This window comes from Spirosoma aerolatum (genome assembly GCF_002056795.1).
GTDB lineage: Bacteria > Bacteroidota > Bacteroidia > Cytophagales > Spirosomataceae > Spirosoma > Spirosoma aerolatum.
Genome location: NZ_CP020104.1, coordinates 5,515,132 through 5,537,377 on the forward strand (window position 1 = coordinate 5,515,132; position 22,246 = coordinate 5,537,377).

At 48.4% G+C, this 22,246-nt stretch carries 22 protein-coding genes; 8 read left to right on the forward strand and 14 right to left on the reverse strand.

Going from position 1 to position 22,246, the window contains the following annotated elements; all coding sequences use genetic code 11:
- Window positions 1-9: 9 nt before the first annotated feature.
- The 4 genes from B5M13_RS22845 to B5M13_RS22860 form a co-directional block, all read right to left on the reverse strand.
- Window positions 10-426 carry a type II toxin-antitoxin system VapC family toxin gene (locus tag B5M13_RS22845; RefSeq protein WP_080057870.1) on the reverse strand — a complete coding sequence of 139 codons (417 nt, stop codon included), beginning with the start codon at window positions 424-426 and terminating at the stop codon, window positions 10-12.
- 5 nt (window positions 427-431) lie between these two features.
- Window positions 432-629 carry a hypothetical protein gene (locus tag B5M13_RS22850; protein ID WP_080057871.1) on the reverse strand — a complete coding sequence of 66 codons (198 nt, stop codon included), beginning with the start codon at window positions 627-629 and terminating at the stop codon, window positions 432-434.
- 144 nt (window positions 630-773) lie between these two features.
- Entirely contained in the window at window positions 774-1,193 is a 420-nt protein-coding gene (locus tag B5M13_RS22855; protein ID WP_080057872.1) for a type II toxin-antitoxin system VapC family toxin, read from the reverse strand.
- The gene (locus B5M13_RS22860; protein WP_080057873.1) at window positions 1,190-1,438 is read right to left on the reverse strand and encodes a hypothetical protein; all 249 of its coding nucleotides are present in this window, start codon (window positions 1,436-1,438) and stop codon (window positions 1,190-1,192) included. The genes B5M13_RS22855 and B5M13_RS22860 overlap by 4 nt, the downstream gene beginning before the upstream one ends.
- Window positions 1,439-1,574: 136 nt before the next feature.
- Between B5M13_RS22860 and B5M13_RS22865 the strand changes: the two genes are divergently transcribed.
- A complete protein-coding gene (locus B5M13_RS22865) occupies window positions 1,575-1,742 on the forward strand; it encodes a DUF2442 domain-containing protein (RefSeq protein WP_080057874.1) in 168 nt (55 codons plus the stop codon).
- A 37-nt stretch (window positions 1,743-1,779) separates the two neighbouring features.
- On the opposite strand, the gene B5M13_RS22870 is transcribed toward B5M13_RS22865, so the two are convergent.
- A complete protein-coding gene (locus tag B5M13_RS22870; RefSeq protein WP_080057875.1) occupies window positions 1,780-2,742 on the reverse strand; it encodes an HNH endonuclease in 963 nt (320 codons plus the stop codon).
- A 126-nt stretch (window positions 2,743-2,868) separates the two neighbouring features.
- On the opposite strand from B5M13_RS22870, the gene B5M13_RS22875 reads away from it, so the two are divergent.
- The 4 genes from B5M13_RS22875 to B5M13_RS22890 all read left to right on the forward strand — a co-directional run bounded on the left by B5M13_RS22875 (window position 2,869) and on the right by B5M13_RS22890 (window position 8,357).
- Window positions 2,869-4,335: an amidohydrolase gene (locus B5M13_RS22875; RefSeq protein WP_080057876.1), complete on the forward strand. Its 1,467-nt coding sequence runs from the start codon at window positions 2,869-2,871 to the stop codon at window positions 4,333-4,335.
- A gap of 171 nt (window positions 4,336-4,506) precedes the next feature.
- On the forward strand, window positions 4,507-6,276 hold the full coding sequence (aspS, locus tag B5M13_RS22880; RefSeq protein ID WP_080057877.1) for an aspartate--tRNA ligase: 1,770 nt from the start codon (window positions 4,507-4,509) through the stop codon (window positions 6,274-6,276).
- Window positions 6,277-6,420: 144 nt separating this feature from the next.
- A complete protein-coding gene (locus B5M13_RS22885) occupies window positions 6,421-7,098 on the forward strand; it encodes a response regulator transcription factor (protein ID WP_080057878.1) in 678 nt (225 codons plus the stop codon).
- Entirely contained in the window at window positions 7,095-8,357 is a 1,263-nt protein-coding gene (locus tag B5M13_RS22890; RefSeq protein WP_080057879.1) for a sensor histidine kinase, read from the forward strand. The genes B5M13_RS22885 and B5M13_RS22890 overlap by 4 nt, the downstream gene beginning before the upstream one ends.
- A 21-nt stretch (window positions 8,358-8,378) precedes the next feature.
- Here B5M13_RS22890 and B5M13_RS22895 read toward each other — a convergent pair whose 3' ends face one another.
- From B5M13_RS22895 to rsmA, 6 genes are all read right to left on the reverse strand, one after another.
- On the reverse strand, window positions 8,379-9,164 hold the full coding sequence (locus B5M13_RS22895) for a DUF2490 domain-containing protein (protein ID WP_080057880.1): 786 nt from the start codon (window positions 9,162-9,164) through the stop codon (window positions 8,379-8,381).
- Between the two features lie 209 nt (window positions 9,165-9,373).
- The gene (locus tag B5M13_RS22900) at window positions 9,374-9,922 is read right to left on the reverse strand and encodes an arsinothricin resistance N-acetyltransferase ArsN1 family B (protein WP_080057881.1); all 549 of its coding nucleotides are present in this window, start codon (window positions 9,920-9,922) and stop codon (window positions 9,374-9,376) included.
- A gap of 9 nt (window positions 9,923-9,931) precedes the next feature.
- The gene (locus tag B5M13_RS22905; protein ID WP_080057882.1) at window positions 9,932-10,210 is read right to left on the reverse strand and encodes a DUF2442 domain-containing protein; all 279 of its coding nucleotides are present in this window, start codon (window positions 10,208-10,210) and stop codon (window positions 9,932-9,934) included.
- 1 nt (window position 10,211) lies between these two features.
- The gene (locus B5M13_RS22910) at window positions 10,212-10,490 is read right to left on the reverse strand and encodes a DUF4160 domain-containing protein (protein ID WP_170061175.1); all 279 of its coding nucleotides are present in this window, start codon (window positions 10,488-10,490) and stop codon (window positions 10,212-10,214) included.
- Window positions 10,491-10,668: 178 nt separating this feature from the next.
- Window positions 10,669-12,021 carry a magnesium transporter gene (gene mgtE, locus B5M13_RS22915; RefSeq protein WP_080057884.1) on the reverse strand — a complete coding sequence of 451 codons (1,353 nt, stop codon included), beginning with the start codon at window positions 12,019-12,021 and terminating at the stop codon, window positions 10,669-10,671.
- Window positions 12,022-12,081: 60 nt separating this feature from the next.
- Entirely contained in the window at window positions 12,082-12,882 is an 801-nt protein-coding gene (gene rsmA / locus B5M13_RS22920) for a 16S rRNA (adenine(1518)-N(6)/adenine(1519)-N(6))-dimethyltransferase RsmA (protein WP_080057885.1), read from the reverse strand.
- A 173-nt stretch (window positions 12,883-13,055) separates the two neighbouring features.
- On the opposite strand from rsmA, the gene B5M13_RS22925 reads away from it, so the two are divergent.
- Window positions 13,056-14,435, forward strand: a complete 1,380-nt coding sequence (locus B5M13_RS22925) for a TlpA disulfide reductase family protein (RefSeq protein WP_080057886.1) — start codon at window positions 13,056-13,058, stop codon at window positions 14,433-14,435.
- Window positions 14,436-14,630: 195 nt separating this feature from the next.
- Here the strand turns inward: B5M13_RS22925 and B5M13_RS22930 are convergent, their stop codons facing one another.
- Both B5M13_RS22930 and B5M13_RS22935 read right to left on the reverse strand, forming a co-directional pair.
- On the reverse strand, window positions 14,631-15,980 hold the full coding sequence (locus tag B5M13_RS22930) for a RagB/SusD family nutrient uptake outer membrane protein (protein ID WP_170061176.1): 1,350 nt from the start codon (window positions 15,978-15,980) through the stop codon (window positions 14,631-14,633).
- Between the two features lie 38 nt (window positions 15,981-16,018).
- Window positions 16,019-19,090 carry a SusC/RagA family TonB-linked outer membrane protein gene (locus B5M13_RS22935; protein ID WP_080057888.1) on the reverse strand — a complete coding sequence of 1,024 codons (3,072 nt, stop codon included), beginning with the start codon at window positions 19,088-19,090 and terminating at the stop codon, window positions 16,019-16,021.
- 498 nt (window positions 19,091-19,588) lie between these two features.
- Between B5M13_RS22935 and B5M13_RS22940 the strand changes: the two genes are divergently transcribed.
- Window positions 19,589-20,869 carry an OmpA family protein gene (locus B5M13_RS22940; RefSeq protein ID WP_080057889.1) on the forward strand — a complete coding sequence of 427 codons (1,281 nt, stop codon included), beginning with the start codon at window positions 19,589-19,591 and terminating at the stop codon, window positions 20,867-20,869.
- A 95-nt stretch (window positions 20,870-20,964) separates the two neighbouring features.
- A complete protein-coding gene (locus B5M13_RS22945; RefSeq protein WP_080057890.1) occupies window positions 20,965-21,627 on the forward strand; it encodes an endonuclease III domain-containing protein in 663 nt (220 codons plus the stop codon).
- 68 nt (window positions 21,628-21,695) lie between these two features.
- Here the strand turns inward: B5M13_RS22945 and B5M13_RS22950 are convergent, their stop codons facing one another.
- Window positions 21,696-22,235, reverse strand: a complete 540-nt coding sequence (locus B5M13_RS22950) for a DUF4468 domain-containing protein (RefSeq protein WP_080057891.1) — start codon at window positions 22,233-22,235, stop codon at window positions 21,696-21,698.
- Window positions 22,236-22,246 lie beyond the last annotated feature (11 nt).

The window sequence follows — 22,246 nt, forward strand, 5'->3', positions numbered from 1 at the left end:
AAGTTAGAATCACTCATCTATTTTTAGAAAAGTAATTTTCAAATTGGTCAACGTGCGAATTCGATCAAATTCTTTCCTGTTGTAGGTTATCAATTCTGTACAATTGTAGGCTTCAGCGATGGAGGTATGCAGGCAGTCATTGATATTCTTAAATCCAATATGCTGGGCAATTTCAGATGCTCGCCGAAAATTAGCCAAATCGTAGCCGGTTGGATTTGTAAGTAGTAACTGACTTACTGCAGCGTTAATATCGACTAAGGGTTGTTGAAGCTTAGTCATAGCAAAGCTGGTTTCCTGAACACACAGTAACGATATACAAAACGTTCTGTCCAGAACAGCCTGTTGCACTACTTGCCGTGCCTGTTGATGTTTTGCCGGATCGTAGTTAACAAAATAATGGACAAGAACGTCTGTGTCGAAATACATCACAACTACTCAAAATCCATATCGTTAATACCATCAATTAGTTCATTGAGATCATCAATGCCAGCAGGAACCGGCACAAGCTCGGTACGTGCCCGAATCGCTTCCATTCCCTGAAACCACTGCTGAAAGTCAAAACCTGCCGATTGCGTTTCAGTCAGATGTACTGTTACGGGCCCTTTCTTGTCCACAAAAAAGCCTAACATCCGTTCAAGCAGTGAGCATTAATTTCTTTCGGATTCACGACAAACGTTGCTTCCATAGGCGTATTCAGTTAGCTACTGGCAAGATAACGGAATTTGCGGGTGTTTAGGTCACAGCCCCTCGGTAAGCATCCGGTCGGGAACCAGTTACTCTCTACTAGCTAGAATAGTAATTTTGAGGCTGGTTAACGACTGAATGCGGGAGAAGTCCTTCCGGTTATAGGTTATCAATTCTGTGCAGTTTTGCGCTTCTGCTATAGCGGTATGCAAACAGTCATTGATGTTCAAAAAGCCAAGATCAAAGGCCAAATTGGATGCTCGCCTGAACATGGACATATCATAGTTTACAGGAAAAGTTGCCAGCATAATGTCAACAGCCTCCTGAATTGATTGGTTGGTCTGTTTTAACTTAGCCATTACATAAGTCGTTTCCTGTACTGACAATAACGAGACATAAAATACACTGTCGTTCAAGGCTTGACTAACTAACCTTTGCGCCTGCTGATGTTTAGTTAGGTCGTAGGCAACGAAATAGTGAATGAGAACGTCGGTGTCAAAATAGATCACAGCGGATTGTCGTTGATGTCGTCAATAAGGTCATTAATGTCGGTATCTGGTGATAGCATTACCGGAACCTGTTCAGTTATCAAACGTAGCGCTTCCATCCGACGAAGTAAGTGTTGTTGGTCCGCAGCCGAATCACTCACCTCTTCAACTTTCACCCGAATAGTCTTTTTTTCAAAAAACTGTGTCAGTCGTTCGGCAAAGTCGCGCTTGTCTTCCTCAGACTTTACTACAAACGTCACTTCCATACGTGTTTTGTTTTATTATCAGCAAGATAACGAAATCTGTGGGTGTTTAGACCACTTACAACGAATGATGATATACTATTGCTATCGATTTCGTACTGAAAAAGAAGCCCACAATTCGTAAAATCACGAAAAGACGATGAGAACACTTGCCGTGACAGAAGCTGAATATATAGACGGTTATCGCCTGAAGGTATATTTCACGGATGGCACAACCCAACTCGTTGACGTTGGCCCATTCTTACAAAACCATTCTCACCCCCAACATAATGATCTTCTTTGCAACATTGTACTGCCTAAAATCTAAATCTATTTCCGACTCTCAATGGAGTATATTCTAAAAATTACCGTCTAAATCGCTCCTGCATGTGCCATCGGAAATGTTCTATCTTTGGGTAATGCACCTTGCCAAACGGAAGCTGTAAGGGTTTTCCGTGAAACTGCGTCAGATTATAAGGGCTCATTGGATTATCAGCAAGTAAAGGCGAAACCACTACCTGTAACTGTTCATCTACTCCTATCATACCACGATCAAAGGCAGTATGCAAGTTGGGACAGAGCGAAATCCCATTGGTGACTTTATCATCGCCTGAAATGCTGATGGGTACAATGTGACAGGCTTCTACCAACGACGATCCATCAACACCAATCACCTTCATTCCCGAAATAGCGCAGGTGAAATCATAAACTTTGGGCACAAGTTTCTTGAACAACCCTCCCCGAACAAAGCGAATCTCCTCGTCTTCTTTAATCTGTAGTTTTTCATAAACTACTTCTTTTTCATTCAGTAAATACGTTTCCATATCCTGTAAATAACTACGTCCGGCATTTTTTACCGGCCAAAATTCAGCCTTTGTATCGCTGAAATAATGATCGAGCAATGTCCGTTTCAGATCGGACCGGGCAGCGTCATTCATTAATAAGTCGAACAGGCTATTATCGAAATAGCCGTAGTCAAGCCTATCATTCAGTGTTTGAACGCTTCGAATATACTGATCGAGCTGATAACCTAGCCGGGCATTTAGAAACCAGAAACCATCGTGCTGAAGATAGAAAAAGGGCTGGGTAAAGTCATCTTTATGGGCTGTCTTGACCAGTAATGCGAAGTTTTCCTTAAACGTAGCAACCAATTCAGGAGTGATCGTTATCCGGTTATCCGAGATAATATGTTTGTCAATCAGTTCGAGCAAACTAATCAGAAAAACTGGCTTGTGCGGGGCTTTGCCATACTGTGTTCCTCCTTGCCTAAGCTTTGTAAACTTCCGCTTGTAGGCCTTTAACAAGATTTCATCAAAAGGAATCGACATAAAAACTGGAATTTGACAGGCAAATGTAGCACCCTTCTAATAAGATTGCCCAAACCGTCTTTTTGCCGTATTTTTATCGGCTTACAACCTATTTTTCCAAATTTAACCGCGACGACGGCTTAATCTATGAAAACACAGTTCCTCTTAGCGGCTTTGTTGGTGCCGTTACTGGCCGTAGCCCAACCCAAAGCGAAGAAAACACCCACCGTTGCTGTAGACCCTGATAAACAAACCATCCTGGCCGATCTGGACAAACGATTCCCGGAATATTCAGACATATCAAAACAAATCTGGAATTTCGCCGAGCTGGGCTATATGGAAGAGAAAAGTTCGGCCCTACTGGAAGAACAACTACGCAAGGAAGGCTTCGACGTAAAAACGGGCGTAGCGGGTATTCCAACGGCCTTTGTCGCCACCTACGGTTCGGGCAAACCCGTTATCGGAATTTTGGGTGAGTACGATGCCCTGCCTGGTCTGGCAACCGAAGCCAAACCGGAGTTTACACCCATTTCCGGACAGAAAGGTGGTCATGGCTGCGGACATAACCTGTTCGGAACAGCCTCGGTAGCGGCTGCCACCGAAATCAAAGACTGGCTCAAAAAGTCGGGGCATTCGGGCACCATCAAAATTTACGGCTGTCCGGCCGAAGAAGGTGGCTCTGGCAAAGTATACATGGTTCGCGAAGGTCTGTTCAACGATGTCGATGTGGTACTCCACTGGCATCCGGGCTCCTCAAATTCAGCCGATGCCGGTACATCGCTGGCGAATAAAAACGCCAAATTCCGGTTTCGGGGTATTGCGGCCCACGCGGCTGCGGCTCCCGAACGCGGTCGGTCGGCGCTGGATGGTGTCGAAGCCATGGATTATATGGTCAATCTGATGCGGGAACACATTCCTTCTGATACCCGTATTCATTACGTAATTACGAAAGGGGGCGAAGCGCCGAACGTGGTTCCGGCCTTTGCCGAAGTCTATTATTATGCACGCCACAAAGACCGCGATGTGCTGCAAAGTGTCTGGAAACGGATCGAAAATGCGGCAGAGGGGGCTGCTAAAGGAACGGGCACCAAAGTCGACTGGGAAATTCTGGGGGGCGTTTTCAACCTGCTGCCTAACGTAACCCTGGCCGAGGTGATGCACCAGAATCTGACAACCGTAGGCGGGGTCAAATACACACCGGAAGAAACCGAGTTCGCTAAAAAGATCAGCGAAACCTTCGACAAGAAGGTCCCAATAGAAGAAGCGGCTACTATCAAAGATTTCCGTGATGCCTCCGACAATCCGGTCAGTGGCGGCTCGACCGATGTAGGTGATGTAAGCTGGACTGTACCGACAGTTGGCCTCTCAACGGCAACCTGGGTACCGGGTTCATCGGCGCATAGCTGGCAATCGACAGCCGCTAGTGGTATGAGCATTGGGCAGAAAGGGATGCTGGTAGCCGCTAAAACGCTGGCCCTGACAGCCCTCGATCTGTACAAAAATCCTGCTCTAATCGAGAAAGCAACTACCGAGTGGAAGCAGAAACGCGGAGCCGATTTCAAATACGAAGCTCTGTTGGGCGACCGCAAACCGGCACTGGACTATAGAAAGTAAAGAGTGAAACCGGGCCGCCGGGGCGGAGCGAAAAAGTGAATGAGTGAATACTGAGTTCCCATAAAGTCCCTACCTTTGCGCCAGAATTCTAAAGAGTGAAAGAGTGAAAGAGCGAAATACTTTACGGCAGCTTTTCGCTCTTTCACTCTTTCACTCTTTCGCTCTTTAAAAATGCTTCGAACGCACACGTGCGGAGAACTCCGCCTTACCGACACCAACAAAACCGCAACACTCAGTGGCTGGGTGCAAACCATTCGGGATAAAGGGGGCGTATTATGGATCGACCTCCGCGACCGCTATGGGATTACCCAACTCCTGCTGGAAGATGGACAGACAGCGCCCGAACTTTTTGCCACGGCTCGTTCGCTGGGTCGCGAATTTGTCCTGAAAGCTACTGGAACCGTTATCGAACGGAAATCGAAAAACCCAAACCTGCCTACGGGCGATATTGAAATTAAGGTAACGTCGCTGGAAGTGCTGAATCCGGCCAAACTACCTCCGTTCCTGATCGAAGACGATACCGATGGGGGCGATGACCTTCGCATGAAATATCGGTACCTCGATTTGCGCCGGAATCCCGTTCGGCGGAATCTGGAATTACGGCATCGAATGGCCCAGCAAACCCGGTTGTACATGGATGGGCAGAACTTCATTGAAGTTGAAACCCCCGTTCTGATTAAATCAACGCCCGAAGGTGCCCGCGACTTTGTGGTGCCCAGCCGTATGAATCCGGGCGAATTTTATGCCCTCCCACAATCTCCGCAAACTTTCAAGCAGTTGCTGATGGTATCTGGCTTCGACCGTTACTACCAGATTGTGAAATGCTTCCGCGATGAAGATTTACGCGCCGACCGCCAGCCCGAATTCACACAGATCGACTGTGAAATGTCGTTTGTGGAGCAGGAAGACATCCTGACTATGTTTGAGGGACTGATTCGACACCTGTTCAAAACCGTGAAAGGGATTGAGCTGGACCAAGTCCCTCGCATGACCTATGCCGATGCCATGCGGTTCTACGGGTCCGACAAACCTGACACCCGCTTTAGCATGCAGTTCGTTGAGCTGAAAGGCACGTTCGATACGGTCGATATGACGTCGGGCAAGGGCTTTGGCGTATTCGATTCGGCCGAACTGGTAGTCGGGATCAACGCCCCAGGCTGTGCTCATTATACCCGCAAACAACTCGACGAACTGACCGAGTGGATCAAACGCCCGCAGATTGGTGCCAAAGGGCTGATTTATGTCCGGTATAACGAAGATGGTACGCTGAAATCGTCGGTCGATAAGTTCTATTCGGAAGAGGATCTGAAAGGCTGGGCGGCTCATTTCGGTGCGAAACCCGGCGACCTGATGCTGATTATTTCGGGCGATACAGCCAAAGCCCGGAAGCAACTGAACGAACTTCGTCTGGAAATGGGCACACGGCTTGGTCTACGCGATCCGAATGTATTCAGTAGCCTATGGGTGCTCGACTTCCCATTGCTCGAATATGGTGAGGAAGAACAACGCTGGTTTGCCATGCACCACCCGTTCACATCGCCCAAACCGGAAGATATTCCGCTACTGGAAACCGATTTGGGCGCTGTTCGGGCCAACGCCTACGATATGGTTATCAACGGCACCGAAGTCGGTGGCGGCTCCATCCGAATCTTCAACCGCGAATTGCAGGCCCGTATGTTCAGCATTCTCGGCTTTTCGGACGAAGAAGCGAAAGCTCAGTTTGGTTTCCTGATGGATGCGTTTGAATACGGTGCGCCACCCCACGGCGGTATCGCGTTCGGCTTCGACCGACTGTGTTCTATTTTCGGGGGCGAAAACACCATCCGCGACTTTATCGCGTTCCCGAAAAACAATTCGGGTCGCGATGTGATGATCGACTCGCCATCGACGATCTCGCAGGCGCAGATGGATGAACTGAAAATTGCTACCGTAGCCAAATAACGTCCGGCTTAGCCTCAAGACACCGAGGGCCTAGGGATTCTGTTCGCTATGCCCTCGGTGTCTCTGTATTTAAACAATCCCTCAAATCCAGAATCTTTCCAACATTGCATCCTACTTTCGTAGGATCAATGAGTCGATAACGGGATGAAAGTACTGGTAATTGAAGATGAACAGGGCCTGGCCGAGAGCATTACCGATTATATGGTAAAAGATGGCTATATCTGCGAGACAGTAACCACATTCCGGGATGCCGAAGAGAAGATCCACCTGTACACCTACGACTGTGTAATCGTAGACCTTACCCTGCCCGATGGCAATGGCTTCCAACTGATTGAAATGCTGAAACGGCTTATGGCCACAACGGGCGTTATTATCATATCAGCTCGTAATGCGCTCGAAGACAAGCTGAAAGGCCTCGAAATCGGCTCCGACGATTACCTGACCAAGCCCTTTCACTTATCAGAACTCAACGCACGGGTAAAATCGTTGATGCGTCGGCGCCAGTTTGGTGGCTATACCGAAATCCGGTTTCAGGAACTGGTAGTCGTGCCACAAACGCGCAAAGTGTTTGTCAACGGGCAGCTCACAACGCTTTCCCGAAAAGAGTACGACTTATTGCTATACTTTCTGTCCAACGTCGATGTAGCTCTGACCAAAGCCTCTATTGCCGAACACCTGTGGGGCGACAACATCGACTCGGCCGATTCGTTCGATATGGTGTATTCGCACATCAAAAATCTGCGTCGGAAACTGCTCGAAAAAGGTGCTGCCGATTACATTCAGTCAATTTATGGGATTGGCTATAAATTCAGTCAGCCTTGAAACTGCTCGCCAAAACCAACCGGATCTATTTAGCCTTTTCGCTGGTCATCTACCTGCTGACGGCGCTGGCCTTTTACCAGATTGTCCGATTGCTGATTTACGACGAAGTAGAAAGTAGGTTGCGGGTCGAACGAAGGGATTTTGAAACATACGTCCGTATACATAACAGTTGGTCGAGCAGTCCGTATTTCGTTGAGAACAAGATCGAGGTAGTACCCGTCAGCAAGCGTCAACCCGTAAAGGAATCATTCAGGGATACCCTGATTCTCAATCGGTATGATAATGAACTGACTCCGTTTCGCCAGTTGACCTTTTACGAACCGATTCACGGGGTTATGCACCGGGTTTCGATTCGGAAGTCGTTGATTCAGACCTATCGGCTCATTGAAGTAATTACGGCAACGATGGTGGTTTTTCTAGGCTTACTGCTGTTGGGCATGTTCTGGTTTCAGCGACGGCTATCGGGTCAACTCTGGCATCCCTTTTACGATACACTGTCCCGCATCAAGCAATTTGATCTTAGCACCAATTCGTCCCTGGACCTCAGCCCAACCACGATCACGGAATTCAATGAACTGAATGACGTTCTTCAGAAAATGGCGGCCAAGATGCAACAGGATTACCGGAGCCTCAAAGAGTTTACCGAAAACGCTTCGCACGAAATCCAAACCCCGCTGGCGCTGATCAATGCCAAAGTAGAACAATTGATTCAAACCGAGTCGCTTTCCGAAACGCAAACGCACTGGATTGAAACCATCTATCAGGCTTCACGTCGTATTTCCCGGCTAAATCAGGGGTTGTTGCTGCTGGCCAAAATCGAAAATCGCCAGTTTAATGATAGCCAGCGGATTGATTTGGCCAACCTGCTGACTCAGAAACTAGCCGATATGGACGATGTGCTTTCGTTTAAACACCTTTCGATTCAGGTAGGGCCGGTCGTTCCGTTCGAGGTTAGCTTACCAGCAGCCCTGGCCGATAGTCTGGTAACGAATCTGGTCAACAACGCCATCAAACATAACCAACCGCAAGGCCGCATCGAGCTAACTTCTACCGCCGATCAGCTATATCTGCGCAACAGCGGAGGGTCCCTGACTACGGAGCCCGAACGACTTTTTGAACGATTTAAGAAGGAAAGCTCCGGCCCTGATTCGGTTGGTTTAGGCCTGGCTATTGTCCGGCAAATCTGCGATAGCTACGGACTGCGGATTGCCTATCAGGCAGCAAACGGTGTACATGAGATTTGCATCAGCCGCGCATAACCTTCCGATCCTAGTCCATCACTAATCGGGCTGTGTCGGCAGTTTCTCCGAATCACCACGACGTTTCAAACGATAGATCAAGCCAATGACAAGATTGTTTTTACCCGTAGCGGTCTGGGGAGAAAACACGCCACTTTCAAACGTTGCCGGATTATAATTTGTCTGATTGACAGCACCAACCTGCAAAATCCACTGTGAGTCGAATTGATAGCCAGCGCCCACATAAAAGCGATTCCGCTCAAAGACAGGCCCAACCGGATTGAGGAAAATCTCGTCGTAAATCGACAGGAATATGGTTTTATCCGTAATGGTGTGCTTGTTTAGTGGGATGAACGTGTTGAATCGGTAGCGTATTCGATTCCGAAAGGGTGTACTGCCATCCCGATAGGTAAACCACCGCTGCTCAATCCGGTATCGGTGTTCAAATTTGAGTCGCGATAAATATTGGTTGACGGTCAACTGCTCCCACAACCGTTTCTCGGTGTTGAGTGGCCCCGCCGATAAATCCTGGTAGTCGTAGGTAGCATACCGCCCTCCGGCTACCATCAATGAAAAGTTTTTATCGACATCATAACTGACACCACCTTTCAATTCGTTGTAGAAGAACTGCTGAAAAATACTGTTGCCCCGTGCCTGTATTTCGGCAAAGCCACCCCATTTTTTTTCACCGCCCGGTAGCACCAATGTACCAATCAGCCAGGTTCCTGTCGGGGTAGAGGGTGTAAGCGACGTTTGTGCCTGTGTACGTCCAATAAACCCCCAAACCAGAGTCATCGTCAGTACACTAATACGTTTTATGCGATTCACAATTAAAATCTGCTACAGTGCTTCTCTAAGTAGAATTACGCACAAAAGTAGATAACGTTAGGGTCATATTAAATCGACAATATCAATGTTAACAATTGTTTAATATTGAACTGGATACCATCAGGTTATAATCAATAGACCATAGATTGTTATGATACTGGCCCGACGCTCCGGTTCTGATTCATCAAGATCTGTGCAAATCATATGAATCAGAACAATCTGCGATCGATCAAACGTATGGCTATAGGCGCAGGCGGATTCAATTGGTGAGGTTGCAGAACGAGTTGAAACCAGGCCACACTATGCCAGGCCCCCATTTTATAACCAATATGCCGGTAAACCCCAACCGGCTCAAAACCCATTGACTGGTGAAAGGCTTCACTCTTCGGATTTGGTAAGGTTATGCCCGCATAAGCATTATAATAGCCCTGCTGACGCAGGTAGGCGAACAAGTTGGTATAAAGCTGGCGGGCAATCCCTTTTCGATGCCCGTCGGGATGCACATACACTGACGTCTCGACCGACCATTGATAGGCCGGTCGATCCCTGTGTTTTGCGGCATAGGCATACCCCAGCACACGGCCATCGACCTCGGCTACCAAATACGGAAGTTGTTGCTGAATGGATCGGATACGTTCCGTAAAGGTATCGACTGATGGAACATCGTATTCAAACGTAATGGTCGTATCGGTAATGTACGGCGCATAGATCGCCAGAATGGCTGGCGCATCAGTTGGAGTCGCAAAGCGTATCGTCATGAGCTTGCATTAGGCTTCATGCCGATACAGGTTAAAATTCCCCAGAATCTGTTCAATATGAATAACTTCGTCAGCATCGTCAAACGAAAAGCCATTACCATATTTATACCAATATAGCCGTTGTTCTGGAGTTAGTTTTTGGATACTTGGGAAACGGTCAAGGGGCATAATGATAGCACGCCCATCTTCCAGTTCAACCCGTAACTGGTTATTGGTCGGAAAACTGATCGATTGTACCTTAGGTACAACATCCCAATATCCTTCAACCGGAGGTTTCACGCTTACCATATCAATTGATTTTTATAATTTCCACTTTCTGCCCAGATAGGAATTGTTCCCATTGCTGAATCAATTCTTCTCTATATAACACTGTGATCTGCAAAACTTCCCGCTGTTCACTGAATGACAACTCACCCGATTTCGCCATCTCAACATCAGGCTCCAGCCATACTTTACAAAGTTGCTCGGTCCCCTTGCGGCCTACATGAACATGTTTACGATTCTCAAAAATATCTGTTCCGAATATAGTAAATATCCAGACAGCCCGGTAGATCAGTAGCTTAGGCACGCCGTTAACTTGAATTATCGAAAAGCTAATTTATAAAAACCCTACTAAATAGTAAACCATTTCAATAAAATCAACTACAATCTCTAAAAGAAACTCTCGTTATTACCAAAAGAGTTTTGACTACTACGGAACGATGTAGAATGTATTCGTCTATCCTGATTAAATTAACGCTTCTATTCTATACCTCAGCCAATAGCCCCTGCGCAATCAGGAAATAGACCCCTATGCCAATGAGGTCGTTGGCTGTGGTAATAAATGGGCCGGAGGCTACCGCCGGGTTCACCCCGATCCGATTGAGTACCAAGGGGGTAACGGTACCCATAAACGAGGCTAGTAAAACTACAGCCAGCAACGAAATAGCCACCACAAAAAACAGCCGGGGCTCGCCAATAATAAACGTATACGTCCCTGCAATCAGGCCGACGACTAAGCCATTGATAATAGCGACCAGTAATGTGCGAAGAAGCCGTTTGGCCATCGTCATACTCAGCCCCGTAGAATCAGTGAGGCTTTGCAGAATGAGTGACGAGGTTTGAATGCCCACATTCCCGCCCGTCGATCCAATGATCGGAATAAAGGCCGCCAGCGCAGCTACTTTGCCCAGTTCGCTTTGAAACCCATTAATCACGGTAGCCGCCAACAAACTTCCTACAGCACCCGCCACCAGCCAGGGCAATTGTACTTTCGACCGCTGCCAGACATTGTCATCTTCCTCTACTTCGCCCGATAACCCCGAAATCACCTGAATGTCTTCTTCGGCCTGCTCGGTAATTACATCGACGACGTCATCAATAGTAATCCGGCCCAGCAGGCGTTGCTGCACATTGACGACCGGAACAGCATCCAGGTCATACTTTTGCATCACCTCGGCCACTTCCGCAACGGGTCGGTAGGTTTCCACAAAGACAACATCCTCGTCGTAGATATCGGCAATTTTGGCATTCTTACGGGCCAGCACGATTTTCTTCAACGATACCAGCCCAAGTAGTTTGCCTACGTCATCGACCACATACACCGCGTACACGTTTTCGACATCTTCGGCCTGTTTCCGAATTTCCTCGATGCAGGCATTCACCGTCAGATTGACGTTGATCTTGATCAACTCTTTCTGCATCAGGCTACCCGCTACACCATCTTCGTAATGCAGCAGGTCCAGAATGAACCGCGCCTGCTCGCGGTCTTCCAGCAATCCCATGACTTCCTCGCGCACCTGAATAGGCTGCTCATTGAGCAAGTCAACGGCATCGTCCGAATCCATCTGGTTGATAAACGGAGCCAGTTCTTCGGAGGTAAAGAGCTTTAACAGATTGGTACGTTCGGCCGGGTCAAGATTAGCCAGAATTTCAGCCCCTACCGATTTATCCAGCAAACTCAGCAGATAATGCGCTGATTCGGATTCCAACTCATCCAGAATACCCGAAATATCGGCTGGAAACAGCTCTTCCATCTCCGCGCGCAACAGCGCGTCGTCGCCCGCATCAATGGCCGACTGGATTCGTTCCAGGTATTCTTTGGTGAGTTCGAACGTCACGACTTAAAAAGCGAAAGAGTGAAAGAGCGAAAGAGTGATTTTACTAGGAAAGCCTGTCTTTCACTCTTTCGCTCTTTCGCTCATTAATACTGTCAATTCCACAAACTGTGCCACGCTGAGCTGTTCGGCGCGTTTTTCGAGGTAGGGACTGGCAAGGGCAGCTTCGGTCAGACCCAGCGGCTTTAAGGCATTTCGGAGCGTTTTCCGACGCTGATTGAATCCGTGTTTGACCACCTGTACAAATTTCTTTTCATCACAACCCAACTCCGTTTTATCATTACGTCGAAGCGAAATCACACCGGAATACACTTTGGGGGGCGGATTAAACACGTCTGGATCAACCGTAAATTCGTATTTGATGTCGTACCAGGCTTGCAGCAGCACACTCAGGATACCGTAATCTTTGTTGCCTGGCCCCGACGCTACGCGCTGCGCTACCTCCCGCTGAAACATACCCACCACCTCAGGCACCCGATCGCGCATGTCCAGCACTTTAAAGAGAATCTGGGTCGAAATATTGTACGGGAAGTTGCCTATCACAGCAAAAGGCTCCGTACTATCGGGTTGTTTAGTAGGTAATAAGTCGGGGCGGATAGTCAGAAAATCGGACGGCAGAATCCGACCTTCCAGTGCTGGAAAATGCTGTTTCAGATAATCGACCGATTCCCGGTCAATCTCAATAACATACGTCTGAAACCGATTATCGTTCAGTAAAAATTGCGTTAACACCCCCATTCCCGGCCCTATCTCAAGCACTTCCTGATAGTTGCCATGTCCGGTCAGTAGCTCGGCGATACGCTGCGCAATACTAAGGTCCTTTAAAAAATGCTGACCGAGTTCTTTTTTGGGCTTTACAGACATTATACGGGCAATTTTCGGGCGGCTCGGGTTTCGATGCATCTGCCTCTAAGTGCAAAGGTACGGGGCATCCGGCAAATTATGGATTATTGGCTGCTAGTGCATCGTATAAATATGCATTCTACTGAATACATCAACGCACAAAGCAGTCGTTCATAACTTATAGCCAACCACGTATGTATAAACCCTACCCTATCCTTGCTACGTTTCTACTGCTGATTTGTGGTCTGTTCTCGCAGGCGCAGACGTTACCCATGCAGGCAGCTACTCATTTCAACCAGTTTCAGGATGCATACGGTCAGAAAAAACTCGACTCGGCCAGTTACTATGCGCAACAACTCGCTCTCGAAAGTCCAGAACTGTTAAACTTTCTGGTTCACGACAATTTCGCCCAAAACTTCATTCCGTCAACCCATTCGCCGTCCGATAGCGTTTTTGCCCGGCAATTGCTTCAAAAACTATATTCGGGTAACCTGGCCCTTCAGCGCAGTACGTACCCACTACACCAATGGCAGGACATCCAATCCAATCTGAACAATAGTCTGAAACTTCACCAATTACTGAAGGGATTTATGGTTGCTCAGGAGCGTACTGAAGAAGAAATCGGGAATCGGCTGGATCGGTATGCGTTATTGATTTATAACGCCTTAAAGCCACACCCTGCCTATGCTGAACTGGCCGACACCTTGTTTGAACACACTCGTCGTCGGCTTGAGCACGCAGTGAATGGGTTTTACTATCAACAAACCGATGATCGAAGACAACGGGCCGGGCGAGCCTACTTCCGGTATCTGATGGCTTATGCGAATTTTGTGAAAGCCAATGAAGCGTTAAGTCAGCAAAATCCGACGCTGGCCGAGTCGTATTTGAAAGCGGCCTCTCAGTTCAGCCCCGACGATACCGACCGGATGGCCAAGTCGGCCTATTTCTATGAAGCCGCGTTTCTGCTGGATGGCAAGGAAGATTTTCATGAAGGGTATGCCCAATTCCTGATGGCAAAAGGCGACACCACCAAGGCGGTAGATGTACTAACGGAACTGACGCTGGCTGACCCCGGCAATCTGCCCCTGCTTAAAAACTACTATCAGAAAACCCATTTTTCAACCATACCCTTCCAGACCTACTGGACAAAAAAGCTCAATGAAAAGTTGAAGCCTTCTGAGACGTTTCGAATGACAGACCTCAGCACTAGCGTATTCGACTATAAAACGCTTCGCGGAAAGTGGATATTGATTGATTTCTGGGGAACCTGGTGCCAGCCCTGCGTAGAAGAGCTGCCCCGCTTCCAGACTTTTTATACCGATTTACAAAAGAATGGTCCTGGCAATATTGTGGTTTTTACCGCTGCCTCACACGACACCGAAGTGCGGGTCAGGGAGTTCATGAAAAAACATGGGTATACGTTTCCCGTTGTAATGGCCGATGAAACCTTTATCAAACAATTCCGGGTCGGCGAATACCCTACCAAGGTCTTAATCACTCCCCAAGGAAACCGGATGAAAATTCCGCCCGGAACAAACTGGGCTGAACGGGTAACGATTCTATCACAGAATTAATCGGCCCTGGGGTTTCCGTATAAAATAATAGAACCGCATGAGCGAACCGACTGATTTTTATGCCCTCTATGATTTAGTATACTGTATTTAGTCCGATTTTAGCTTCCTCACAGTCTGGATCAATTCCCTGATAAGAAAACGAGCGAACCGCCGTCTGGAGGTTCGCTCGTTTTCTTATTGCTTAGCCGTTAAAGCTTAGTAACCGGGATTTTGAACCAGGTTTTTGTTGGTATCGATTTCCCGCTGAGGAATTGGCAGCACGAGGTTATTAGCATTGTAAGCGGTTGTACCCACCGTACCGGCCGTACGTTTCACATCGGCAAGTTGCTGCCCTTCAAACGCCAGTTCCAGACGCCGTTCCAGTAGGATAGCCGCCAGATCGACCGACGTGAGCGGAGTGGCTTTAGACCGGGCTCGAACCAGATTAACATCGGCCAATGGCGTAGCGCCAACAGCGGTGTTCAGACGAAGATTCGTTTCGGCACGAATCAGGTACATTTCAGCCAGACGAACCACAGGCACATCACCGTATTGGTCGTTGTATTTGCTGGTGAAGGTGTTCTGCCCTGCTGTATTGAAGAACGTGCCCCGCACATCGCCCGCACTGTACAACTGACGGAATTTGGTTTGCACCCGCACATCGCCACGTCCCTGATTGAGCGCCGAAGCGTAGAACGTATTCATATCATTGGCCCCGTCCTGGTCGGTCACGATAATCTTGAAGATCATTTCCGAGCCATTGGTGGCATCGTTGAATACATCGGCAAAGTTGGGCGCAAGGCTATATTGCCCCGATGTGATGACCCGGTTAGCGGCATCACGCGCTGCGGTATAATTCCGCTGTTGCAGGTAAACACGAGCCAGCATAGCAGCCGCAGCTCCCTTCGTGGCAAAACCGTTACCTCCCGACTGGGTAGCGGGCAGATCGCTCTCCGCCTTGGTAAGGTCGGCCAGCACCTGAGCATACACTTCGGCAACGGTATTGCGGGCACGGTAATCTGCTTCCGTTACACTGTTGGTAGCAGTCAGCACGAGAGGAACCCCCGGATTTGATGCAGGTGCACCATCGCTCCAGTCTTTAGCAAAGGCTTTTACCAGTTCAAAATACAAAGCTCCCCGGATAAACAGGGCCTGTCCTTCTGTATTGGCCCGATTGCCCTGCCCTACTTTATCTAGCGCCGACAACACATTGTTGGCCCGGTTGATGGCATTGTACCCATCGAGCCAGAAATCGCGGGTGTAGGTGTTGGACGTTGTGACAGCCTTGCGCCAGATTTCGTCGATGGCTGCATACGTTCCGCCAAATACGACATCCCGGTTGTCGCCCAGCAGGTCACCAGCATACTGGATTTCCCCGCCATACACGTTCACGTCACTCAGACCGTCGTAAGCGCCGGTCAGCGTAATCTGTACGTCCTGTTCGGTATTTAACGCCTGACTTTGCTCGATACTTTGCGTTGGCACAACGTTCAGGCGGTTGCCGCAGGCCGTCAGCAACATACCGACGGTTCCGGCGTATACCCAATGTTTTATGGATGAATTCATAGAAAAATGCATTTAGAAAAGCCGTTTTAACGGAGCTATTAGAAACCGATGTTGATACCGCCCGTGATGGTGCGTGCCTGAGGAGCCGTATAGAAATCGTATCCTTGGGCAATGTTCGATACAATGTAGTCGGCGTTTACTTCTGGGTCCCAGCCGGTATAGTTCGTAAACGTCAGCAGGTTCTGCCCCGTCACAAACAGCCGAACGTTCGTCAGTTTCACCCGGTTGATCAACGCTTTCGGCAGGTTGTATGATAGGGTAGCCGAACGCAACCGAACAAACGACCCATCCAGAATGAAGCGACTGGATGACTGGGCCCCGTTGTTGTAGTACAACCGGGCTTCCGGTACGTTGGTGTTGGTATTCTGTGGTGTCCAGGCCGCTAGCTGATCGACGGTCTGGTTGTCTTCATACCGACCGTTAGCCGACGAATACCGACCTACACCGTAGAAGTTGATCTTGTTGCCAAATACACCGTTGAACAATACACTCAGCGTAAAACCTTTATAACTGAAGGTGTTGGTCATCCCTGCCGTCCATTTAGGCAGTGGGCTTCCAACCACGACACGCTGCGCCTGACCATATACATTGGTCGTTGAGCGATCAATTGACCCGTCGGCATTTTTCGTGTTTTTATACCAGAGGGCATCACCATTGGCCGGATCGACACCCGCATACTCCTGTGTGAAGAAAACGCCTAGTGGCTGTCCTTCCACCGCCCGGCTCATGGCATTAATACCTCCTTCAATAATCTGGCCCTGTAGGTTGGTGATTTTGTTGGTGTTGGTAGCGGCATTGAGGTTGGTCGTCCAACGGAAAGCCCCCGTGAGGTTTTCGGTGTTCAGCACAAACTCAAACCCTTTGTTCTCCAGACTACCGACGTTGCGGAACTGGGTAGCAAATCCTGTGGTGCCCGGTACGTTTACGCTCAGCAACAGACCCGACGTTTGCTTGTTGTAGTAGTCAATTTCGCCGTTGATTCGGTTGTTCAGGATGCCAAAGTCAACACCCACGTCGAACTGATTGGTGGTTTCCCATTTCAGGTCGGGGTTTGCTAACTGCGATGGCCGCTGACCGGGTAGGGTACCATAGCTGGCATCGCCCGTAAACAGACCCAATTGCGGGAAATTCTGAATCTCGGCATTACCCGTCTGACCGTAACTGGCCCGTAGTTTCAGGAAGCTGATGGTTGTACTGTTTTTCAGGAAATCTTCTTCCGACAGTACCCAGCCTGCCGATGCTGCCGGGAAGAAACCGTAGCGGCTATTCAGACCAAAGCGGGAAGACCCATCGACCCGGGCACTTAAACCGACCAGATACCGATCCGAAAATTTGTAATTGGCCCGCGCAAAGTACGACAGGAAGCGGTAATCGGTTTGCGTTGATGACCCATCCGTCTTGCGAGCAGCACTGATAATCTGCCGATAAGCATCCGATGGGAAATCACGGCCCTCGGTGAAATTGGTTTTTTGCTGCGATTGCTGGTACGACATACCCGCCGTCAGGTCAAGGACACTACGGCCAAACAGCAGATTGTACGTAAAGAAGTTGTTGGTCGTATAGTTCTCTACCCGAACGTACCGATTCTGACCAATACCCTGTGGCGCACCAAAGTTACGCTGGGTTTTGCTGTTGTAATACAGTTCTTCCTGCTGGTTGAGCACATCCAGACCAAACTCCGTACGGAATGACAATCCTTTAGCGATCTGGAGTTGGCCAAACACATTGGTCAACGTGCGATAGACTGTCGTATTGAAGTACGCATTACCAATGTTGATCATTGGGTTGTAATAGGTCGGAATGCTGATGTCGCCCGGAGGAGTCCCTACAGGCAGTCCCGTAGTGGGATCGATAGACGGGGTCATTGGCGGTAAAGCCACCATCTGCATCGGATTATCGAACTGGTTATCAGCCGAAATCCGTTGGTTAAATGTGCGTGTCAGGCCCATATTGATACCCACCCGTAGCCGACTTGATACCTGATGATCCAGATTCAGACGCCCCGAATACCGTTTGAGGGCGTTGCCAAGCAAAATACCTTTCTGATCCAGAATCTGTCCCGACATATAAAACGTCGTTTTTTCGTTACCACCATTCAGATTCAGATCGTACTGCTGATACGGTGCATCCTGATAGGCCAGATCGCCCCAGTTGGTGCTAACCTGTTGGGGTGTTCCATAAGTTCCCAGGCCCTGTGTTTCATAGAAGCCCTTCATGTACGAACTGTAGGAATCGGGATCGGCCGGATCAAGCCCTTCGATACGGTCGGAGTTAGCAGCCGCTTTATTATAGAAATTCACGTACTGCTCTGTATTCAGGAACTGTAATTTACGGGTAGGCTTGCTCGATCCGTATTGTGCACCAAACGTGATGTTGGTGCGCCCGGCTTTTCCTTTTTTGGTCGTGATCAGCACCACACCGTTGGCAGCACGCGCCCCATAAATGGCTCCTGCCGATGCATCTTTCAGAATATCGACCGATTCGATGTCCTGCGGATTAATGTCGGCCAATGGGTTGGTAGCCGCACTGTTGAAGCTCAGGTTATCCGTCGTAACGGGCGTGCCATCCACTACATACAGCGGTTGGTTCGACGCTGATACGGACGACTGACCACGCACCCGAACCTGAATCCCCTGGCCCAGTTTACCCGACCCGGCATTGATCTGCACACCGGCGGCTTTACCCTGAAGCGCCTGATCGAAGGTAGTAACGGGTTGATCCTGAATATCGGCCGCTTTTACTTTCGCGATGTTGCCCGTCAGGTCACGTTTAATTTGCTGACCGTATCCTGTTACAACAACCTCATTCAAGTTCCGAACGTCGGTTTTCAGGACTACGTTGATCGTTGATCGATTATTAACCGATTCTTCAGTCGTTGTAAAACCAATAAAACTGAAAACGATTGTAGCATTAGTACCAACATTGAGCCGGTACGTACCTGTTGCGTCGGTAAGGGTTCCCTGTGTACTTCCTTTGACGCTGACCGATACACCTGGCAATCCACTGCCATCGTCGGACGATGTAACTCTACCCGAAACCACCTGATTTTGGGCATAAGCCCCCCAGGCTGTCATCAGCAACAGGAAGCTAATCTGTACGAGTTTTCTCATAAGTTGTTAATGAAACATGAGTGATAATAGCGCAAAAGTACAAAAGCCATCATTAAATTAAAAAATTGTTAAGCATGATCAGACAGTATACTACAATTGTTAAAATAGAATAATTAATTAATAAATGAGTTATTAAAAGAATAAAATATCCATAAAATATCTATTAACCCAACTATTTAGACTTCAATATGCATGATAAATTGTTTGAAAATTCCTATTTAACTACTCAAAGTTTATTTCAACCTATCTACAAATAATACAAGAAACTACTTATTATCTAAGTAAAAACAACCAATTTCACCTAAGTACATTCTACCAAAACAGTCCTCAAAAAATGAAGACATCAAAATGGTAACCTGAATACTATCAGCCACTTAACAGGGCTATTTTTGATCGGAGAGTCCGGCCGATGGCTCATCTTTCGAACAATTGATTAAACGATGAAACAGCTTTTGCCATCTAATCGTTAGTGATATGTGCCCGTAAACGCAAATGATAATGAACAAGAAACTCCTGTCCACCTTATGCCTGATTCTGCTCGTAACAGGCTTACGCGCACAGGTACAATACACAACCGAAAACCCGCGTGTAGATGACGTAAACGACCGCGATGTTACCATCAAGCGTATCGAACTGACTGCTCAGTATACAATCATTTACATGAAGTTTGAATCGCAAAGACAGGCACTAACGCTTCCAAACCGTCCCTGGCCATTTCCAATTCCAGCCCCTAATGGGGAGGGCCAATCAACAAGTAACATTGGTTTCCAGCCTACGGCCCGTTTATACGTTAATCAAGGCGAAAAGTCTTATAAATTCATCAGGGCAGAGAATATACCGGCCGAAACCCGTCGGCGTGTACAACCAGGTGAACGGGTTGATTTTGTAGCTTATTTTGAACGGATTGATCCTGGATATACGACCTTTGATCTATATGAATGTAGAGACAGTCAGGGTTATATATGCTTCAACTTCTGGGGAGTACACATCATAAATCCATTACGAAAAAATCAGTACTCGCAGCGTACTCCCAAAGCCCCAACGCCTGTACCTGTACAACCCAAAACGCAGCAACCCCGCTATACCCCCCGCACCAAACCCGGCGTTGGAACGGATGAACCCGCTACACCTACACAGCCTAAAGAAACCCCAACGGAGGTGGCGATTAACGGAATTACGCGCGATGCCAAAACGAAAGACCCAATAGTCGCTACAATAACCTATCGGCTTATTTCGGGAGCCGAAGCGGCTGGCGATGAACCTGCCGATTCGGTGCGAAGCGATGACCCGACAGGTAAATACCAGATTCCAATTGGCCGAAAAGGTGTCTATGCGTTAACGGCCTCTGCCAAAGGCTATTTCAGTCAAAGTGATACGCTGGCTACCAATCGCGTGGATGTGACGCGCGATTTCAATCTGGTTCCGATTGAAGCGGGTGCGAAAATCACGCTAAAAAACATTTATTTCAACGCATCGCGATACGATCTTAAACCCGAGTCCTATCCTGAACTGGATCGGCTGGCGGAGGTGATGCGGGGCAATCCAACCATGCAGATCAAGCTGGAAGGGCATACCGACATTGTGGGTGAATTCGATGCCAACGTGGAGTTGTCGCGGAATCGGGTCAATGAAGTGAAGAAATATCTGGTCAGCAAAGGCATCAGCGCCGGTCGAATTGAAACTGTTGGCTATGGTCCCTCCCGCCCGATCAACGCTAACAAAAGCCTGAAAGAGCGTCCTGAAAACCGCCGGGTAGAACTGGTCATTGTGAAGGTGTAATGCCTTTAAACGCAACGAGACGGAGCTGCCACGGATTTAAGAGAGATTTTCGGCTGTTCGTCGTGACATCTCCGTCTCTTCTGTGTTAAAGGAATATGAAACCTGATTTCGACCTCAGCCTTGTGTTATCCCGGATTGACGAAGCCATCCGCCCCTTTCCGAAAGCGGCTATGTTCGACCTGGCCGAACGAGGATACAACACCTTGTTTGAGCAACTGATTTCGTGTATTGTCTCGATCCGAACGCTCGACGAAACCACAATCCCTGTCTCGTTGCGTCTTTTCGAGAAAGCCCGTACCCCTGAACAGCTATTGGCGCTGGATATTCCGACCTTAACCAGCCTGCTTTACGGCACCACCTATCCCGACCAGAAAGCATATACCCTGCATGGCATCGCCGAACGCATCATCCATGAATTTAAAGGCACCTTACCTGCCGATTTTGATACGCTGACGTCCCTGAAAGGAGTAGGGCCAAAATGTGCCAACCTGGCCTTAGGCGTCGCCACGGGTCAGGCAGCTATAAGCGTCGATATTCATGTGCATCGGGTAGTCAATCGCTGGGGTTATGTAAGTACCAAGCAGCCTGAACAAACACTGAAGGTGCTGGAAGTCCAGGTGCCTCAGGCGCAATGGATAAATATCAATCGGCTGCTCATGCCGTTTGGAAAGCACATCTGCACCGGCACATTACCCCACTGCTCTACCTGCCCGGTTCTGGCCTATTGCGAACAGGTTGGTGTTGAGCGGCATCGGTAAAATTTGACTTGGTTTTCTGTTACGCGTTTCGGCCGTCCGAAACGCCTTGCGATACTTAGCGAGCTATATTATTTTTTCATTTCTGTCAACATAGCCTCGCGCAGATTGGCGAGCGTTTCCCGGCAAGCTTTGTCAATTTCCTGATACAATTCTGTTTGCCGCTGAACCGTCTGCTCAATCACTTTTTTCGGAGTGGTTTTGCCAGCAGCCGAACGTTCCATTTCCGCAACCGTACTGCTCGTGGCGCGGATAGGCGCACTCAATCCGTTGCTTTCGGCGATCAGATCGGTTAGGGTAGCGCGGTAACGACCATATTTAGCTTCAAGAGTCAATGTATAGCGGACAGTCTGGTCATGGATTTTGTACATCGACTTGACAAACAGAATATTATGCTCCTGATCATACTGCTGCTCGGCGGTGAGGTCGGACGCATAATAGGCATCGGCCCACTCATGAAATTGTTCCATCAGTTGCCGGGCCGGTGTTTTCGGATTGGGTACTTTAATGATCTCCTGATATTGAACCTGGCCAGCTTCATTGTTGGGTAATCGTACCTGCGCAACAGCCTGGATAGATGCACATAACGCAAGGATAAGCAAATACTTCATAGTGAAAAGGT

Excerpts from the sequence above, each read along its gene's own strand:
- B5M13_RS22845 (WP_080057870.1), bottom strand. The coding sequence starts at position 426 with ATGTATTTCGACACAGACGTTCTTGTCCATTATTTTGTTAACTACGAT.
- B5M13_RS22850 (WP_080057871.1), bottom strand. The coding sequence starts at position 629 with ATGTTAGGCTTTTTTGTGGACAAGAAAGGGCCCGTAACAGTACATCTG.
- B5M13_RS22860 (WP_080057873.1), bottom strand. The coding sequence starts at position 1,438 with ATGGAAGTGACGTTTGTAGTAAAGTCTGAGGAAGACAAGCGCGACTTT.
- B5M13_RS22865 (WP_080057874.1), top strand. The coding sequence starts at position 1,575 with ATGAGAACACTTGCCGTGACAGAAGCTGAATATATAGACGGTTATCGC.
- B5M13_RS22870 (WP_080057875.1), bottom strand. The coding sequence starts at position 2,742 with ATGTCGATTCCTTTTGATGAAATCTTGTTAAAGGCCTACAAGCGGAAG.
- B5M13_RS22875 (WP_080057876.1), top strand. The coding sequence starts at position 2,869 with ATGAAAACACAGTTCCTCTTAGCGGCTTTGTTGGTGCCGTTACTGGCC.
- aspS (WP_080057877.1), top strand. The coding sequence starts at position 4,507 with ATGCTTCGAACGCACACGTGCGGAGAACTCCGCCTTACCGACACCAAC.
- B5M13_RS22885 (WP_080057878.1), top strand. The coding sequence starts at position 6,421 with ATGAAAGTACTGGTAATTGAAGATGAACAGGGCCTGGCCGAGAGCATT.
- B5M13_RS22900 (WP_080057881.1), bottom strand. The coding sequence starts at position 9,922 with ATGACGATACGCTTTGCGACTCCAACTGATGCGCCAGCCATTCTGGCG.
- B5M13_RS22905 (WP_080057882.1), bottom strand. The coding sequence starts at position 10,210 with ATGGTAAGCGTGAAACCTCCGGTTGAAGGATATTGGGATGTTGTACCT.
- rsmA (WP_080057885.1), bottom strand. The coding sequence starts at position 12,882 with ATGTCTGTAAAGCCCAAAAAAGAACTCGGTCAGCATTTTTTAAAGGAC.
- B5M13_RS22925 (WP_080057886.1), top strand. The coding sequence starts at position 13,056 with ATGTATAAACCCTACCCTATCCTTGCTACGTTTCTACTGCTGATTTGT.
- B5M13_RS22930 (WP_170061176.1), bottom strand. The coding sequence starts at position 15,980 with ATGAATTCATCCATAAAACATTGGGTATACGCCGGAACCGTCGGTATG.
- B5M13_RS22935 (WP_080057888.1), bottom strand. The coding sequence starts at position 19,090 with ATGAGAAAACTCGTACAGATTAGCTTCCTGTTGCTGATGACAGCCTGG.
- B5M13_RS22940 (WP_080057889.1), top strand. The coding sequence starts at position 19,589 with ATGAACAAGAAACTCCTGTCCACCTTATGCCTGATTCTGCTCGTAACA.
- B5M13_RS22945 (WP_080057890.1), top strand. The coding sequence starts at position 20,965 with ATGAAACCTGATTTCGACCTCAGCCTTGTGTTATCCCGGATTGACGAA.
- B5M13_RS22950 (WP_080057891.1), bottom strand. The coding sequence starts at position 22,235 with ATGAAGTATTTGCTTATCCTTGCGTTATGTGCATCTATCCAGGCTGTT.